Source organism: Pseudomonas azerbaijanorientalis (assembly GCF_019139795.1).
Classification (GTDB): domain Bacteria; phylum Pseudomonadota; class Gammaproteobacteria; order Pseudomonadales; family Pseudomonadaceae; genus Aquipseudomonas; species Aquipseudomonas laurylsulfatiphila.
Genome location: NZ_CP077078.1, coordinates 5,737,007 through 5,753,165 on the forward strand (window position 1 = coordinate 5,737,007; position 16,159 = coordinate 5,753,165).

12 protein-coding genes are annotated in these 16,159 nt (G+C 61.3%); 6 read left to right on the forward strand and 6 right to left on the reverse strand.

The annotated features are described in order from the left end of the window. Window positions 1-130 precede the first annotated feature (130 nt). Window positions 131-2,254, reverse strand: a complete 2,124-nt coding sequence (locus tag KSS91_RS25740) for a mechanosensitive ion channel family protein (protein WP_217836488.1) — start codon at window positions 2,252-2,254, stop codon at window positions 131-133. Between the two features lie 353 nt (window positions 2,255-2,607). On the opposite strand from KSS91_RS25740, the gene KSS91_RS25745 reads away from it, so the two are divergent. The 4 genes from KSS91_RS25745 (at window position 2,608) to KSS91_RS25760 (ending at window position 7,110) form a co-directional block, all read left to right on the forward strand. Beyond that, window positions 2,608-3,819 (forward strand): MFS transporter, encoded by a 1,212-nt coding sequence (locus tag KSS91_RS25745; protein WP_217836489.1) that lies wholly within the window; start codon window positions 2,608-2,610, stop codon window positions 3,817-3,819. A 264-nt stretch (window positions 3,820-4,083) separates the two neighbouring features. Beyond that, window positions 4,084-4,848, forward strand: coding sequence for an endonuclease/exonuclease/phosphatase family protein (locus tag KSS91_RS25750; RefSeq protein ID WP_225923777.1), 765 nt, complete (start codon window positions 4,084-4,086; stop codon window positions 4,846-4,848). Beyond that, window positions 4,845-6,137 carry a cardiolipin synthase ClsB gene (gene clsB / locus KSS91_RS25755; protein WP_217836491.1) on the forward strand — a complete coding sequence of 431 codons (1,293 nt, stop codon included), beginning with the start codon at window positions 4,845-4,847 and terminating at the stop codon, window positions 6,135-6,137. Before KSS91_RS25750 ends, clsB begins: the two co-directional genes overlap by 4 nt. Further along, complete coding sequence (locus KSS91_RS25760) at window positions 6,124-7,110, forward strand: lysylphosphatidylglycerol synthase domain-containing protein (RefSeq protein ID WP_217836492.1); 987 nt, start codon at window positions 6,124-6,126, stop codon at window positions 7,108-7,110. The genes clsB and KSS91_RS25760 overlap by 14 nt, the downstream gene beginning before the upstream one ends. Before the next feature lie 138 nt (window positions 7,111-7,248). On the opposite strand, the gene KSS91_RS25765 is transcribed toward KSS91_RS25760, so the two are convergent. The 3 genes from KSS91_RS25765 to KSS91_RS25775 form a co-directional block, all read right to left on the reverse strand. After that, entirely contained in the window at window positions 7,249-8,007 is a 759-nt protein-coding gene (locus KSS91_RS25765; protein WP_007970134.1) for an alpha/beta hydrolase family protein, read from the reverse strand. Further along, complete coding sequence (locus tag KSS91_RS25770; RefSeq protein ID WP_217836493.1) at window positions 7,997-9,106, reverse strand: DUF3182 family protein; 1,110 nt, start codon at window positions 9,104-9,106, stop codon at window positions 7,997-7,999. Before KSS91_RS25770 ends, KSS91_RS25765 begins: the two co-directional genes overlap by 11 nt. 301 nt (window positions 9,107-9,407) lie before the next feature. Next, window positions 9,408-10,400, reverse strand: coding sequence for a GlxA family transcriptional regulator (locus KSS91_RS25775; protein ID WP_217836494.1), 993 nt, complete (start codon window positions 10,398-10,400; stop codon window positions 9,408-9,410). Window positions 10,401-10,501: 101 nt separating this feature from the next. On the opposite strand from KSS91_RS25775, the gene KSS91_RS25780 reads away from it, so the two are divergent. Then, window positions 10,502-11,050, forward strand: a complete 549-nt coding sequence (locus tag KSS91_RS25780) for a cysteine hydrolase family protein (RefSeq protein WP_015097030.1) — start codon at window positions 10,502-10,504, stop codon at window positions 11,048-11,050. Window positions 11,051-11,153: 103 nt separating this feature from the next. On the opposite strand, the gene KSS91_RS25785 is transcribed toward KSS91_RS25780, so the two are convergent. Both KSS91_RS25785 and KSS91_RS25790 read right to left on the reverse strand, forming a co-directional pair. After that, entirely contained in the window at window positions 11,154-11,666 is a 513-nt protein-coding gene (locus KSS91_RS25785) for a single-stranded DNA-binding protein (protein ID WP_095965774.1), read from the reverse strand. Window positions 11,667-11,675: 9 nt separating this feature from the next. Next, a complete protein-coding gene (locus KSS91_RS25790) occupies window positions 11,676-13,073 on the reverse strand; it encodes an MFS transporter (protein WP_217836495.1) in 1,398 nt (465 codons plus the stop codon). 191 nt (window positions 13,074-13,264) lie between these two features. On the opposite strand from KSS91_RS25790, the gene uvrA reads away from it, so the two are divergent. Beyond that, window positions 13,265-16,099: an excinuclease ABC subunit UvrA gene (uvrA, locus tag KSS91_RS25795; protein ID WP_217836496.1), complete on the forward strand. Its 2,835-nt coding sequence runs from the start codon at window positions 13,265-13,267 to the stop codon at window positions 16,097-16,099. The last annotated feature ends 60 nt before the right edge of the window (window positions 16,100-16,159 follow it).

Genomic DNA, 16,159 nt, shown 5'->3' on the forward strand with positions numbered 1-16,159 from the left:
TCCCACAGGGGATTTTCTGTGAATACAAATTTTTGGCACAACAGAGATCACTGTGGGAGCGAGCTTGCTCCGGGCGGCGTTCCGACGATGGGGCCAGACCAGCCACTGAAAGCCTCAAGTACAAAACCGGCTATTGAGACCGCGGCCGATCCGGCATCAACACCGCAGCATGTTCCGGCTCAGCCTCCGGTGGCGCTTCGACCGGATGCCGCGGCACCAGTGCCTGCTGTGGATAAGTTTGCGCGAAGTTCACCCACGGGCAGTTATCCACAAGCTTTTTCAATCGCTGGTTAAAGGCCCGGCTCACCGCATATTGGCCACCGCTCACCGTGCGAAATTGCGCCGTCAGCACCACACCGTTGAGGTCCATCCTGTCGACGCCAAACACATCCAGCGGCCCTTGCAGGTTGTAGCGCAGGAACGGGTCGTTGCTGATGGAATGCCCGGCCTCGCGGATCAGTTCGATGGCCTTGTCGACGTCGGTGTCGTAGGTGAATTGCACCGAGAAAAACGCATAGGCGAATTGCCGCGACTGATTGGTCACGGCCTTGATCTGCCCGAACGGTACCGAGTGCACGAAGCCCTTGCCGTCGCGCAGGCGCAAGGTGCGGATGGTCAGGCCTTCGACCGTGCCGGCATGCCCGGAATCAAGCACCACCCAATCACCGATGGACAGGGTGTCCTCGATGATGATGAACAGCCCGGTGATCACATCCTGCACCAATTGCTGGGAACCGAAACCGATTGCCAGGCCGATGACCCCGGCACCGGCCAGGAATGGCGCCACGTTGATGCCCAGGTTGGCCATGGTGGTGATCGCGCAGATCACCACCAGGATGATTTTGATCGCATTGCGCAGCAGCGGCAGGATGGTTTTCACCCGCGTACTCGGCTGGCGTGCCGAGCGCTTGTTGGCCGGCGGTTTCAGGGCCTCCTGGATCGCCGTGTCGAGCACCACCCAGACCATCCAGGTCACCAGGAGGATCAAACCGATGTGGCTCAGGGAATCACTGATCGCCCGGCCCACGGCATTGCTCACCGCGAATTCTAACAGCGACACGCCCCAGATCCGCCCGAGGATATCGATGAACACGATGGCCATGCCGATGCGCAGCAAAGCGTGGGATAAGTTGAGAAAACGCTCCTTGTAGGCGCTGCTGCGGCGCAGGTCCGCTTCGCTGCGCGCCTTGAACAGATGGTGCAGCGTGGTGCTGAGAAACACCGTGGCAATCAGCAATACCGTGGTGAACAAGGCGCTGCGCAGCACCATCTGGTTGTCCGCGCCAACGCCGATCAGGTTGATGATCGAGACCAGCACCATCAACAGGATCGGCCAATACCAGAGCCCGGAAAAAATCCGCAGGGTTTCACGCAATGCCGGCTGACTTTGGCGCTGGGCCAGCGGCAGGATGCGGATCACGTGAGCGACCGGGCGACGCATGCGGATCACCAGCAAGCCAAAGGAAAGCGAGGCCGCCATCCCGGTGAACACCGCAATGCTGCTGGTGAGATTGCTACCCAATAGATGGGAGATCTGCTGGCTGGTCAGGGCATCGCTCAAGGCCACCAGAAAGCCGATAACGAATAACGGCCGGGGGCTCTTCTCGCGGATGATCTGCACCGCCCGGCGCTTGTGGCCGGCACTGAACACCACCATCAGCGACATCACCAATGACGCGGCAAAGATCCCCGCGCTGGTGGCATAAGCCAGGCACAGCGCCAGCGCCCGGCCCACCGAAACCGGCAAGAACTGGCTGGCATATATCGTCAGCGGCAGGCTGATCACCGCCGCAAAGGTGTAGGGCAGCACGTAACCGAGCAACGCCTGGCCCCGTTCACGACTGAGCAGCAGGCGATGCGCGCACAGGCGTTTGGCCAACAATCGCCCAAGTAGCCAAAGACAGGCAAACACGGCGGCCCACACGCAGGTCAGTATCATGAAATCGACAACGACGCTCAAGGGCGAGCGGGCCGAAGGCTGATTGACCAAATGATCCACTTCATCGGCCGCGCGGTCGGCACGCAGGCGCCAGGCGTCGAGCAGGTTTTGATTGAGATCAAGCCTGGTCTGGACCTCGTCGATGCTTGAACTGATGGCCCCCAGTAATCCGCCTTGCACCAGCGGTTCGGGGTGGGCCGGCGGCGTCGCAGCGGTCGCGGTGGCCGGCAGCCCCGGTATCGCGGCGGCTTCCAGTTGCTCGCTGCCCACAAACAGCAACGCCCCCAGCAGTATCGCGGTCTTGAGCCTGATCAAAACACCCGCTCCTTTGGCTGTGTCGGTAAGGAACTGATCGAAAAATGCCGGGCAAGTTCGGGCATTGCTAGTGGATAGCAGGACAGCGACGCCATCTGTGGCGAGGGGGCTTGCCCCCGTTGGGGTGCGAAGCGCCCCCAATACCTAACGTTCGGATACATCTGACACACCGCATACCAGGGATTTACGACTGCTGCGCAGCCGAACGGGGGCAAGCCCCCTCGCCACAAGTATGCACCCGCCTTCGCGATATTTGATCTGTACGCAAATATCAAATGCTCGTCCCTGTATTTTTCCGCACAACCCGAACCCCGACACTGCGCTCCATCGAATCATCCTCCGGAGTTGCAGCCATGCCCATTGCCTTGCTCGCGCTGACCCTCAGCGCCTTTGCCATCGGGACGACAGAGTTCGTCATCGTTGGCCTGTTACCCACTATTGGCGCCGACCTCGGCGTCAGCCTGCCGTCCGCCGGCCTGCTGGTCAGCCTGTATGCCCTTGGCGTTGCCGTCGGCGCCCCGGTGCTCACCGCCCTCACCGGCAAGGTTCCGCGCAAGTTGTTGCTGTTGTCGCTGATGGTGCTGTTTACCCTCGGCAACCTGCTGGCCTGGCAAGCACCGGGCTACGAGTCGCTGATCCTCGCCCGGATCGTCACCGGCCTGGCCCACGGGGTGTTTTTCTCGATCGGTTCGACCATCGCCACCAGTCTAGTGCCGAAGGAAAAAGCCGCCAGCGCGATTGCCATCATGTTCACCGGCCTGACCGTGGCGCTGGTCACCGGCGTGCCGCTGGGGACATTCATCGGCCAGCATTTCGGCTGGCGTGAAACCTTCCTCGCCGTTTCGACACTGGGCGTCATCGCCTTCATCGGCAGCCTGATCTACGTGCCGAAAAATATCGCCCACAGCAAACCCGCGTCGTTCTTGCAGCAATTGCAGGTGCTCAAGCAACCTCGCCTGTTGCTGGTGTATGCGATGACGGCCGTCGGCTACGGCGGCACGTTCACCGCCTTTACCTTCCTCGCGCCAATACTTCAGGACCTCTCCGGCTTCAGCGCCAGCGCCGTCAGCCTGGTGTTGCTGGTCTACGGCATCTCCGTGGCCGTCGGCAATATCTGGGGCGGCAAACTGGCGGACAAACGCGGTCCGATCAGCGCCCTGAAAATCATTTTTGCCCTGCTCGCCGCCGTGTTGTTCGCGCTGACCTTCACGGCCGGCAATCCCTGGCTGGCACTGGCTACCGTTCTGGTCTGGGGTGCCGTGGCATTCGGCAACGTGCCGGGGTTGCAGGTGTATGTGGTGCGCCAGGCCGAACATCACACGCCCCATGCCGTGGACGTGGCATCCGGCCTGAACATCGCCGCGTTCAACCTCGGCATTGCCGGTGGCGCCTGGGGCGGTGGCCTGATCGTCGCCCACATGGGTTTGATCCATACCGCGTGGATCGGTGGCCTGGTGGTGCTGGTGGCGCTGGCATTGACTGCGTGGAGCGGACGTCTTGATCGCCTTGGCCCGGCCTATGCCGAGCCGGCCGGCGGTTCTGCCCGCATTATCGCCGGCCATTGATAAACACTGTGGGAGCGGGCTTGCTCGCGAAGGCGTCGGCACACTCAACAATGAGGTGACTGACACACCGCTTTCGCGAGCAAGTCGGATCGCCGCACCGCCGCTCCCACATTGGATGGATGTGAGTTCAAGTCGAGTACCGTCCGTAGCCCCATCGAAACTTTCGCCGTCGCCCCAGAGTCATCCCAAAATACGAGCCGTCAGGCGGGAGGCGACATGACAGCGAATCACACCGATATTCCCGCACACTCAAATGCAACCGACATGCGGGTACAGGATCCGTCCGTGACTTATCGCTTCAAGGTGCTGACGGTCAACACCCATAAAGGTTTCACCGCGCTCAACCGGCGTTTCATCCTGCCGGAACTGCGTGAAGCGGTGCGCAGCGTGTCTGCCGATGTGGTGTTTTTGCAGGAAGTCCACGGCACCCACGAGCACCACCCCAAGCGCTACACCAACTGGCCGGCGATGCCGCAATACGAATTCCTCGCCGACACCCTGTGGCCGCAGTTCGCCTATGGCCGCAATGCGGTGTACCCGGCGGGTGATCACGGCAACGCGCTGTTGTCGAAATTCCAGATCATCCGCCACGACAATCTCGATGTGTCCATCAGCGGTCACGAGAACCGCGGGATCCTGCATTGTGTGTTGCGCCTGCCAGGCGACGCCCAGGAAGTGCATGCCATTTGCGTGCATCTGGGGCTGCGCGAAAGTCACCGCACGGCGCAATTGAAGCTGCTCGCCCAGCGTCTGGACGCCCTGCCCGCCGATGCCCCGGTGATCGTCGCCGGGGACTTCAACGACTGGCGTCAGCGCGCCGATGCGTTGCTCAAACCCTGCGGACTGCGCGAAGCCTTCGCCGCGCACCACGGCAAACCGGCGCGCAGTTTCCCCGCGCGCCTGCCGGCATTGCGTCTGGACCGCATCTACCTGCGCAACCTCAAGGCCAGCCATCCGCAAGTGCTGACCACCCGCCCCTGGTCGCACCTTTCCGACCACGTCCCGCTGTCGGTGGAGATCGAGTTATGAGCAGCCAGTCGATGGAAAAAACCACACTGGATAACATCCCCGCTCCGCCGATCCGTGAGCCGACAGCGGTCGACGTCGAATACGGCTGGCAAGGCAGCAATCGCGTCGAGTTGCTGGAAAACGGTGAAGCGTATTTTCCCCGGGTATTTGACGCCCTTCGCCGGGCGCAAAGTGAAATCCTGCTGGAAACCTTCATTGTGTTCGAGGACAAGGTTGGCAATGAGCTGCAACAGATCCTGATCGAAGCTGCCCAGCGCGGTGTACGCACCACCGTCAGCCTCGACGGCTTTGGCTGCGGCGAATTGAGTACCGAGTTCCTTACCGCCCTGACCGCCGCCGGCGTGCACCTGCAAATGTTCGATCCGGCACCAAAACGCCTGGGCATCCGCACCAACTGGTTCCGACGCCTGCACCGCAAGATAGTGGTAGTGGACGGCAGCATTGCCTTCATCGGCGGGATCAACTTTTCTGCCGATCACCTTGCCGACTTCGGGCCCGAGGCCAAGCAGGACTATTCCGTGGAGGTGCAAGGCCCGGCGGTGGCCGACATTCATCACTTCACTCTGCTGCAATGCGGTCGCCCGGCGCACGCCAAATACTGGTGGCAACGCCGTCGGCAGCGGCGTTCGGAGCTGGCCCTCAGCGATCACGATGGCCAGGTACGTCTGGTGTACCGCGACAACGGTGAGCACCCGACCGACATTGAAGAGGTTTACCGCCAAGTGTTACGCCAGGCCAAGCGCCGGGTGGTGATCGCCAATGCCTACTTCTTTCCCGGCTTGCGCCTGCTGCGCGATATCCGCAACGCGGCCCGCCGGGGTGTGGATGTGCGGCTGATCCTGCAAGGGCAACCGGACATGCTGGTGGCCAAACTCGCCGCACGCATGACCTACGATTACCTGCTCAGGTCCGGGGTGAAGATCTACGAATATTGCGACCGCCCGTTGCATGGCAAGGTTGCATTGGTGGATGAAGACTGGAGCACCGTCGGCTCCAGTAACCTCGACCCGTTGAGCCTGTCGATGAATCTGGAAGCCAACGTGCTGATCCGCGACCGTGGCTTCAATCGAGTTCTGTTCGATCGCCTGGAAGACCTCAGCGACAACCATTGCAAGGCCATGTCTCACGCCATCACGCCACGCGGGCGTGTCTGGCACATGACCATAGGTTTTCTGGTGTTTCACTTCCTGCGGCATTTCCCGGCTTGGGCCGGTTGGTTGCCGGCGCATAAACCTCGCCTGAAACCCATCCCCCCTCCGACCGGGAGCGCTGACCATGAACCGCGCTGAGCCTCACATGGCAACTGACGCCAAAAGCCCGGGCAAGTCGCACTGGAGCCGCTGGAAACGACCGCTGACGATGCTGTTTTTCCTGATGCTGATCGTGCTGTTCACGATGCTCGCCCAGCGCCTGGAGTGGAACGAAGTGTTCGATAACCTGGCCGATTTCAAGGTGCGCACGCTGATCATTGCGTCGGGGCTGACCCTGGTGAGTTTTCTGGTGTACGCCTGCTTCGACCTGATCGGCCGCACCTACATCCGCCAGAACCTGACGTGGAAACAGATACTGCCCGTGGGGATCATCAGCTACGCCTTCAACCTGAACCTGAGCGCCTGGGTCGGCGGCATCGCCATGCGTTACCGGTTGTATTCGCGGCTCGGGGTCAGCAAGAGCAACATCGCGAAGATCCTTGGCCTGAGCCTGGCGACCAACTGGTTCGGCTACATGGTCATTGCCGGCGCCGTGTTCAGCAGCGGGCTGGTGCGCATGCCGCCGGGCTGGAAGCTCAGCAGCAGCGCGCTGCAAGGCGTGGGGGTCTTGTTGTTGCTGTTGAGCGCCGGCTACCTGGTAGCGTGCCAGTTTGCCAAACGTCGTGAGTGGGTGATTCGCGGTATCGAAATCGACCTCCCGTCCTTGCGCATGGCGGTGCTGCAACTGACCCTCGGTGCGCTGAACTGGTCGCTGATGGCGGCGGTGATCTTCACCTTGCTGCCGAGCAAACTGGACTATCCACTGGTACTGGGCGTGCTGTTGATCAGCGCCATCGCCGGGGTCATCACTCACATCCCGGCCGGGCTCGGCGTGCTCGAAGCGGTGTTCGTGGCGCTGCTGCAACACGAGGTTTCGCGGGGTAGCCTGGTGGCCGGGCTGCTGGCCTATCGGGCGATTTATTTCATCCTGCCGTTGTTGATTGCCCTGGTGATGTACCTGTTGGTGGAGGCCAAGGCCAAGTCGTTGCGGATTGCCAGGAAACCCAAATGATTTGGGGTGTGCTTGCGCACGCCTTCGCGAGCAAGCCCGCTCCCACAGTTGATCGGTTATGAACACATTCTTTGTGAACACCTGCAGACATTGTGGGAGCGGGCTTGCCCGCGAAGGCGTGCGCAGGCACACCGCAAATCACTGGGATTGAATAATGCTCAACCGCTCCCCGACCACCATCTCGGTAATCCAGTCGACAAGGATCGAGGTATAGGCCTGCTGGGAAACCGGGTCGCTCAAGGCGTGGTCGGCACCGTCGATGATGCGGTGGGTCATTGAGTGAGTCTGTTGGCAGGCCGCCCGGTAGCTCATGATCGTCGCGTGGGGCACATAGTCGTCGGTCTCGGACTGCACCAGCAGGACATCCCCGCGAAATTGCGAGCAGGCATGCAAGGCCCGGTTGCTGTCGGCACGCACCAGGGTGCCTCGGTAATCACGCAGATCCAGCTTGTCCAGGTCACGTTTCGGCGTGTGCCATTGCTCGTCGCGGTACAGCGCCGGCACCCGCAGCGCCAGCCAGCGCACCGGCCGCAGCGAAGTCAGAATCGAGGCCAGATAACCGCCATAACTGGTGCCGACCACGGCAATCGCCGAGGTATCGAGGGCCGGATGCGCGAGCAAGCGGTCATAGGCTGCCAGCAGGTCGCGCAGATTGTCCTCCCGGGTTACCCGGGACAATGGAATGCCGGTGCCACCGGTGTGCCCGCGCAGGTCAAAGGTCAGGCATACACACCCCAAACCGGCAATGCCTTTGGCGCGTTCCAGGTCCCGCTCCTGACTGCCGCCCCAACCGTGCACAAAAAGTACGCCGGGGACTTTCGATTTGGGGCTCAGAAAAGTCCCGCTCATCTGTTCATTATCGATATCGATCTGAATGGATTCGCTTCTAGCCGTCATAGGATTTAACCGTTACGTACTTGAGGAGAAATTCACTGCTTTGCGCCGGCCCGCGATACACCTCGATGGCATCTGTCGGCAGCGGCTGATCAATGTAGGTTTCCACCGAAGACACACGAATCGCGCGCATCCCCGGATCGTTGACGAAACTCTGCAAAGCCGCCACCTCGGCACTGCTGGCACCGCCCATGCGCCAGGATTGTTCGAGCACGCCGCTGCGCTGTTTGCCGTCGCTATCGATGCCCTGAGCGATGTCGTAGTTGCGCCGTGACGCATAGAAACGCGGATAGGCTTCATCCGCGGCGCTGTCGAACACCTGCGCCTGCTTGATAGCCACCCGCACGTCATCGGCAATGTCCAGCTTCAACAAATCGTCGTAGCTGCCCTGTACCACCAACAGGTTCGAGCCGCCATACACCTCCTCGCCCTCAGCGTCTTTGGTCAAGTATTGATCACCGCAGTAACTCAGCACCTTGTCGCCGATGAAGCTCTGGCCGACGCTGTGGGTAATCACCTGATCAAGATCCTGCTCCAGCACCACACCTTCGGTGAAGGTCGCGTCAGCCTCGGGCCTGGCCAGAATTTCATCGAACTCGTCGAGGCTCCGGATCACTTCCTGACCACGTCCGGCACAAGCGTGTATCGGCTTCAGGCGGATCGGCCCGGTGTACAACAGATGTTCCGCCGCCGGGCGAGCATCCTTCAGGCAGAACACGCTGAGACCGTCGAGTACGACGCTGCGTACCCGCTGGGAAAACAAAGGAGCCCAGCCTGGCGGCGCATGGGCATGGTGGTTGAGCAGCCCATGACTGATGGCTTTGGTGCAGATGAAATCATGGTCGACATAACCACCCCACAAATCCTGTGGTCCCTTGACCCCCAGTTGCCGGGCAGCCTCAGCGCCCACCAGCGTCTGGGTCGGCAACAGGTAGAGATCCCGACCGTCGTGCAATTGCGGATCGTAACTGCCGCCGTACTTGAGTCCCATTATCTGCGCCAGCCAGCGCGCCAGCGCACGGTTGGTCTCGACTTCGTGCAGCGGCGCGTCGGCGAGTACCGAATGGGCAACCACCAGTTTCTTGCGGTTTGTTGGGGTCATGCATCCCCCTTCAATCAACGCTTGATGAATGTAGTTGAAGGGGTGCAGGGATCAGGCCAAGGCCCGTTACGCAAAGAGGGGTTTTAAATCAGCCCGTTGCGTAGAAAGTGATGGCATGGGGCCTGTTTTATTCTGCACGACGCCCTTTGATACTCCGGCATTTTGCACGACTCCAGCCCACACACCCGACCCTGTGGGAGCGAGCTTGCTCGCGATAGCGGTGTTCCAGACACATCAATGTTGAATGTCATGCCCTCATCGCGAGCAAGCCCGCTCCCACAGGAGATCGGGGGTGATGCGACTACCGTGCAACCGATCCAGGGCTCACCCCAAACCGCATCCGATAATCACTCGGCGCCAGCCCGGTAATTTTCTTGAACGTCGCGCGAAACGCGCCGGGGTCCTGATAACCCACCGTCCAGGCGATGTGATCGATGGTGCCGTTGGTGAACTCAAGCATTTCCCGGGCCTTGCCGACTCGCAGATGCTGACAGTATTCGGTAGGTTTGAGCCCGGTGGCCGTGCGGAAGCGTCGCAGGAAGGTGCGCTCTTCCAGCCCTGCCTTTTCGGCCATCGCCGCCAGCGACACATCGGTCGCCCCGGTGCTTTGCAACCAGTGCTGCACCTTGAGGATCGCCGCATCGCCATGACTGAGGATCGGCGCAAAATTGCTGCCGCACTCGCTGGCGCTATCGCTGTGTTCCACCACTAGAAAACGCGCGGTATTGCTGGCAATGCTCGGTCCCAGCAGACGGTTGACCAGGCGCAAACCCAGTTCAGACCACGCCATCAGTCCCGCGGTGGTGATCAGATCGCCGTCATCGACAATCGGCGTATCGGCCTTGAGCCGTATCGCCGGATAACGTTCGGCAAAGGTCTTGGCCGAGGTCCAGTGGGTGGTAGCGCTACGACCATCGAGCAGGCCGCTTTCAGCCAACAGGATCGAGCCCACGCAAACCCCGCCCAGTGTCGCGCCGCTGGCATGTTGCTCGCGCAACCAGCGGATCAAACCCTGTGGCGCCTGGCCCTCGGAAAAGCCGGCAATCGATGGCGGGATCAACACGGCCACCAGGGCACGCTCCGGGCCGGGATGGCTGTCGAAGACCCGGAGCGGCGGCTGATCACCCTCGACCTGCCAATGGCTGACCCGCAGCAGGGGCAGCTGCGCAGCCTGATGCTCGGCGGCGATCCGGTTCGCCACCCCGAACAAGTCCGTCAAGCCATGCACCGCCGCCATCTGCGCGCCAGGATAGATCAGCACACCGAGCTCGGCGATTGCCCTTTCTGCGTCCATTGTCAGTTTTCCCCCTCTTATTGTCGGTGCGGCCAATCCCCGGACCGCCTGCCAGCGCCAATACTTCATTCCACACCCACACACACTTCGAGGAAACAGTCATGGCCAAGCAAGCGCTCATCGTAGTCGATATCCAGAACGACTACTTCCCCCAAGGCAAGTGGCCACTGGTCGGCGCCGACGCCGCCGCCGACAACGCCGTCCGCCTGATCAAGGCCTTCCGTGATGCCGGTGATCCGGTGGTGCATATCCGCCACGAATTCACCTCCGCAGAGGCACCGTTCTTCACCCCGAACTCCGAAGGCGCGAAGCTGCACCCCAAAGTGATCAACCGCGCTGACGAACCGGTGGTGCTCAAGCACTTCGTCAACTCGTTCCGCGAAACCGAGCTGAAATCGATCCTCGACGAGCAAGGCATCACGGAACTGGTGGTTGTGGGCAGCATGAGCCATATGTGCGTCGATGGCATCACCCGTGCGGCGGCGGACTTCGGCTACACGGTGACCGTGATCCACGACGCCTGCGCCACCCGTGACCTGGAATTCAATGGCGTGTCGGTTCCGGCGGCCCAGGTTCATGCGGCGTTCATGGCGGCCCTGGCGTTTGCCTATGCCAGCGTGGTGTCGACCGACGAGTTTCTCGCGGCCTGAGTCTGCACCAAATTTCACTGCCCATAAAAAACCCGCACTTCAGACCGAAGTGCGGGTTTTGTTTTATCAGCTTGCTGCTTGTAGCTTGAGGCTTGCAGCTGCCTTAGAACGGAATATCGTCATCAAAGCTGTCGAAATCCGGAGCCGGTTGCGGTGCGGCCTGTTGAGGGGCCGGACGCTGTGGCTGCTGTTGCGGAGCAGGACGTTGAGCCTGCTGGCGCGGAGCGGATTGCTGGTAGTTGCCGCCGCCCTGGCCCTGCTGGTCGCCCTGTGGACGGCCACCCAGCAGTTGCATGGTGCCTTGCATGTCGACCACGATTTCGGTGGTGTAACGCTTGATACCGTCTTTTTCCCACTCGCGGGTCTGCAGCTTGCCTTCGATGTAAACCTGCGAACCTTTACGCAGGTATTCGCCGGCGATTTCTGCCACTTTGCCGAACATCGATACACGGTGCCATTCGGTCTTTTCGACTTTCTGGCCGGTTTGCTTGTCGGTCCACTGTTCGCTGGTCGCCAGACTCAGGTTGGTCACGGCGTTACCGTTAGGCAAGTAGCGAACTTCGGGATCCTGGCCGCAAGTGCCGACCAATATGACTTTGTTAACCCCACGGGCCATAACGTTCTCCTAGGCTGCGCACGCTGCCCCGGCCGGGTTGTTCACCAGGCGCTCAAGGGTGGTGCGATCCAATAGTTCGGTGTCCAGTTTGATGTAAATCGCCGCCTCTTCCGCGACGATGACTGCATCTGTTACCCCTACGACCGCCTTCAGGCGCTCGACCAGACCCGCTTCGCGGATCGCCTCGGGCGACAACGGCAAGCGCAGGCTTGTGACGTAGGGAGGTTCGCGCATGGTAACAGCAAAGGCCAGCCAGAGGGCAGCCAGACCGGCGCATCCGAGGAATACAACCGACAGACCGCCATGCTGGAACAGCCAGCCACCGAGGATTCCCCCCAGTGCCGAGCCGAGGAACTGGCTGGTGGAATAAACCCCCATCGCCGTGCCCTTGCCACCTGCCGGTGAAACCTTGCTGATCAGCGACGGCAATGAAGCCTCCAGCAGATTGAACGCGGTGAAGAACACCACCGTACCGATCACCAGAGACCGCAAGCTGTCACCGAACTGCCAGAAGAATAGCTCAGTGAGCATCAACGTCACGACGGCGCCGAGTAAAACTCGTTTCATTTTGCGTTTCTTCTCGCCGTAGATAATGAACGGAATCATGGCGAAGAAAGAAATCAGCAGCGCGGTCAGGTACACCCACCAGTGCTGCTCTTTGGGCAACCCGGCTTTCTCGACCAGTGCCAGGGGCAAGGCGACGAAGCTGGACATCAACATCGCGTGCAAGACAAAAATGCCCAGGTCCAGGCGCAGCAGGTCCGGATGCTTGAGGGTCGGCATCAACGCCTGGCGCGCGACACCGGACTCACGGTGCTGCAACGGGCCGGTGGAGCGCGGCACCATGAACATCACGATCACGATGCCGAACAGCGCCATGCCGCCCGTGGCGAGGAACAGCCCGGACAACCCGAAGGCGCGGGTCAACAGCGGGCCGGCCACCATGGCCACCGCAAACGACAGGCCGATGGTCATGCCGATCATGGCCATGGCCTTGGTCCGGTGCTGTTCGCGGGTCAGGTCGGACAGCAAGGCCATGACCGCGGCGGAAATCGCCCCGGCACCCTGCAGGATTCGCCCGGCGATCACGCCCCAGATCGAATCGGCATTGGCGGCGAGCAGACTGCCGAGGGCAAAGACGATCAAGCCCAGGTAAATCACCGGGCGACGGCCGATGCGGTCGGAAATGAAACCGAACGGAATCTGGAAAACTGCCTGGGTCAGGCCATAAGCACCAATCGCCAGACCGATCAGGGCCGGCGTGGCTCCGGCCAGATCCATCCCATAGGTCGCCAGTACCGGCAACACCATGAACATGCCAAGCATACGGAAGGCGAACACCAGGGCCAGACCGCTTGCCGCGCGGGTCTCGCTACCACTCATGCGCTCGCTGTGGGGATCGTGCATGGAAAAACCTCATGTGAACCGGCGGCGATTCTACCAGTCCGATCGATTGGCGGGGTATATCGCGACGCTTTGACGCGCATTGCTGACACACTCTTCATGTAAGACAGTAACCCTCTCGTTTGATAGTGTGCATCCATCCAGTGTTTGGCCGTATACTCCTACGTTTTCGACGCCCGCCGAGCGAGGCCACCTTGGACAAGATCCTGATTCGTGGGGCTCGAACCCACAACCTGAAGAACATCGACCTGACCCTGCCACGGGACAAGCTGATCGTCATCACCGGCCTGTCCGGCTCCGGCAAGTCGTCCCTGGCTTTCGACACCTTGTACGCCGAAGGCCAGCGCCGCTACGTCGAATCGCTGTCGGCTTATGCCCGGCAGTTCCTGTCGATGATGGAAAAGCCTGACGTCGACACCATCGAAGGCCTGTCGCCAGCGATCTCCATCGAACAGAAGTCCACCTCGCACAACCCGCGTTCGACGGTCGGCACCATTACCGAAATCTACGATTACCTGCGCCTGCTGTATGCCCGCGTGGGCATCCCCCGTTGCCCGGACCACGACATTCCGCTGGAAGCGCAGACCGTCAGCCAGATGGTCGACCTGGTCCTCGCCGAACCGGAGGGCAGCAAACTGATGCTGTTGGCCCCGGTCATCCGCGAGCGCAAAGGCGAGCACCTGTCGGTTTTCGAAGAACTGCGCGCACAGGGTTTTGTCCGCGCCCGAATCAACGGCAAGCTTTACGAGCTGGACGAAGCCCCCAAGCTCGACAAGCAGAAAAAACACACCATCGATGTCGTGGTGGACCGTTTCAAGGTTCGCGCCGACCTGCAACAACGCCTGGCCGAATCCTTCGAAACCGCGCTGAAACTGGCGGACGGCATCGCCCTGGTAGCGCCGATGGACGACGAACCGGGTGAAGAGATGATCTTCTCCGCACGCTTCGCCTGCCCGATCTGCGGTCACGCCATCAGCGAGCTTGAACCCAAGCTGTTCTCCTTCAACAACCCGGCCGGCGCCTGCCCGACCTGTGATGGTCTGGGGGTAAAGCAGTTCTTCGACATCAAGCGCCTGGTCAACGGCGAACTGACCCTGGCCGAAGGGGCGATTCGTGGCTGGGACCGGCGTAACGTCTATTACTTCCAGATGCTCGGATCACTGGCCGCGCACTACAAGTTCAGCCTGGAAGTACCGTTCAACGAACTGCCCGCCGACCAGCAGAAATTCATCCTGCATGGCAGCGGTTCGCAAAACGTCGATTTCAAATACCTGAACGACCGCGGCGACATCGTCAAACGCTCGCACCCGTTCGAAGGCATCGTGCCGAACCTGGAGCGCCGTTACCGCGAAACCGAATCGGCATCGGTGCGCGAGGAGCTGGCCAAATTCCTCAGCACCCAGTCGTGCCCGGATTGCCGTGGCACCCGTCTGCGGCGTGAAGCGCGGCACGTCTGGGTCGGCGAGAAAACCCTGCCGGCGGTGACCAACCTGCCGATCGGCGATGCGTCCGAATATTTTGGCGGGCTCAAGCTCACCGGTCGGCGTGGCGAAATTGCCGACAAGATCCTCAAGGAAATCCGCGAACGCCTGCAGTTCCTGGTCAACGTCGGCCTCGACTATCTGTCGCTGGACCGCAGTGCCGACACCTTGTCCGGTGGCGAGGCCCAGCGCATTCGCCTGGCCAGCCAGATTGGCGCCGGCCTGGTGGGCGTCCTGTACATCCTTGACGAACCTTCCATCGGCCTCCATCAACGCGATAACGACCGGCTGCTGGGCACCCTCAAGCATCTGCGCGATATCGGCAACACTGTGATCGTGGTCGAGCACGACGAAGACGCGATCCGCCTGGCCGACTACGTGGTCGACATCGGCCCGGGCGCCGGCGTGCACGGCGGGCATATCGTCGCCGAAGGCACACCGGCCGAGGTCATGGCGCATCCGGACTCGCTGACGGGCAAATACCTGTCGGGCCGGGTGAAAATCGAAGTCCCGGCCAAACGTACGCCGCGCAACAAGAAGCTGACGCTGTCGCTCAAGGGCGCGCGCGGCAACAACCTGCGCAATGTCGACCTGGAGATTCCGATCGGCCTGCTGACCTGTGTGACCGGCGTATCCGGCTCGGGTAAATCGACGCTGATCAACAACACGCTGTTCCCGTTGAGCGCCACCGCGCTGAACGGCGCAACGACGCTTGAGGCGGCCGCCCACGACAGCATCAAGGGCCTGGAGCACCTGGACAAGGTCGTCGACATCGACCAGAGCCCGATCGGCCGCACACCGCGCTCCAACCCGGCGACCTATACCGGACTGTTCACGCCGATCCGCGAGTTGTTCGCCGGCGTGCCGGAGTCCCGCTCCCGGGGCTACGGCCCGGGGCGCTTCTCCTTCAACGTCAAGGGCGGGCGTTGCGAAGCCTGCCAGGGCGACGGCCTGATCAAGGTCGAAATGCACTTCCTGCCGGACATCTACGTGCCGTGCGACGTGTGCAAGAGCAAGCGCTACAACCGTGAAACCCTGGAGATCAAGTACAAGGGCAAGAGCATCCACGAAACCCTCGAGATGACCATCGAGGAAGCGCGGGTGTTCTTCGATGCCGTACCGGCCCTGGCGCGCAAGCTGCAAACGTTGATGGACGTCGGCCTTTCGTACATCAAGCTGGGGCAATCGGCGACCACGCTCTCCGGAGGTGAAGCCCAGCGGGTGAAGCTGTCTCGCGAATTGTCCAAGCGTGATACAGGCAAGACCCTGTATATCCTCGATGAACCGACCACCGGGCTGCACTTCGCGGATATCCAGCAACTGCTGGACGTGCTGCATCGCCTGCGCGACCACGGCAACACCGTGGTGGTCATCGAGCACAACCTGGACGTGATCAAGACCGCCGACTGGCTGGTGGACCTCGGTCCGGAAGGTGGTTCCAAGGGCGGTCAGATCATCGCCGTCGGTACACCGGAGGAAGTGTCAGAGATGAAGCAATCCCATACCGGCTACTACCTCAAGCCGCTGCTGGAGCGGGACCGGGCTTAACCGGGCGCCATGAAAAAGCCCCTGTCACTTCATCGGTGGCAGGGGCTTTTTTGTATTCGC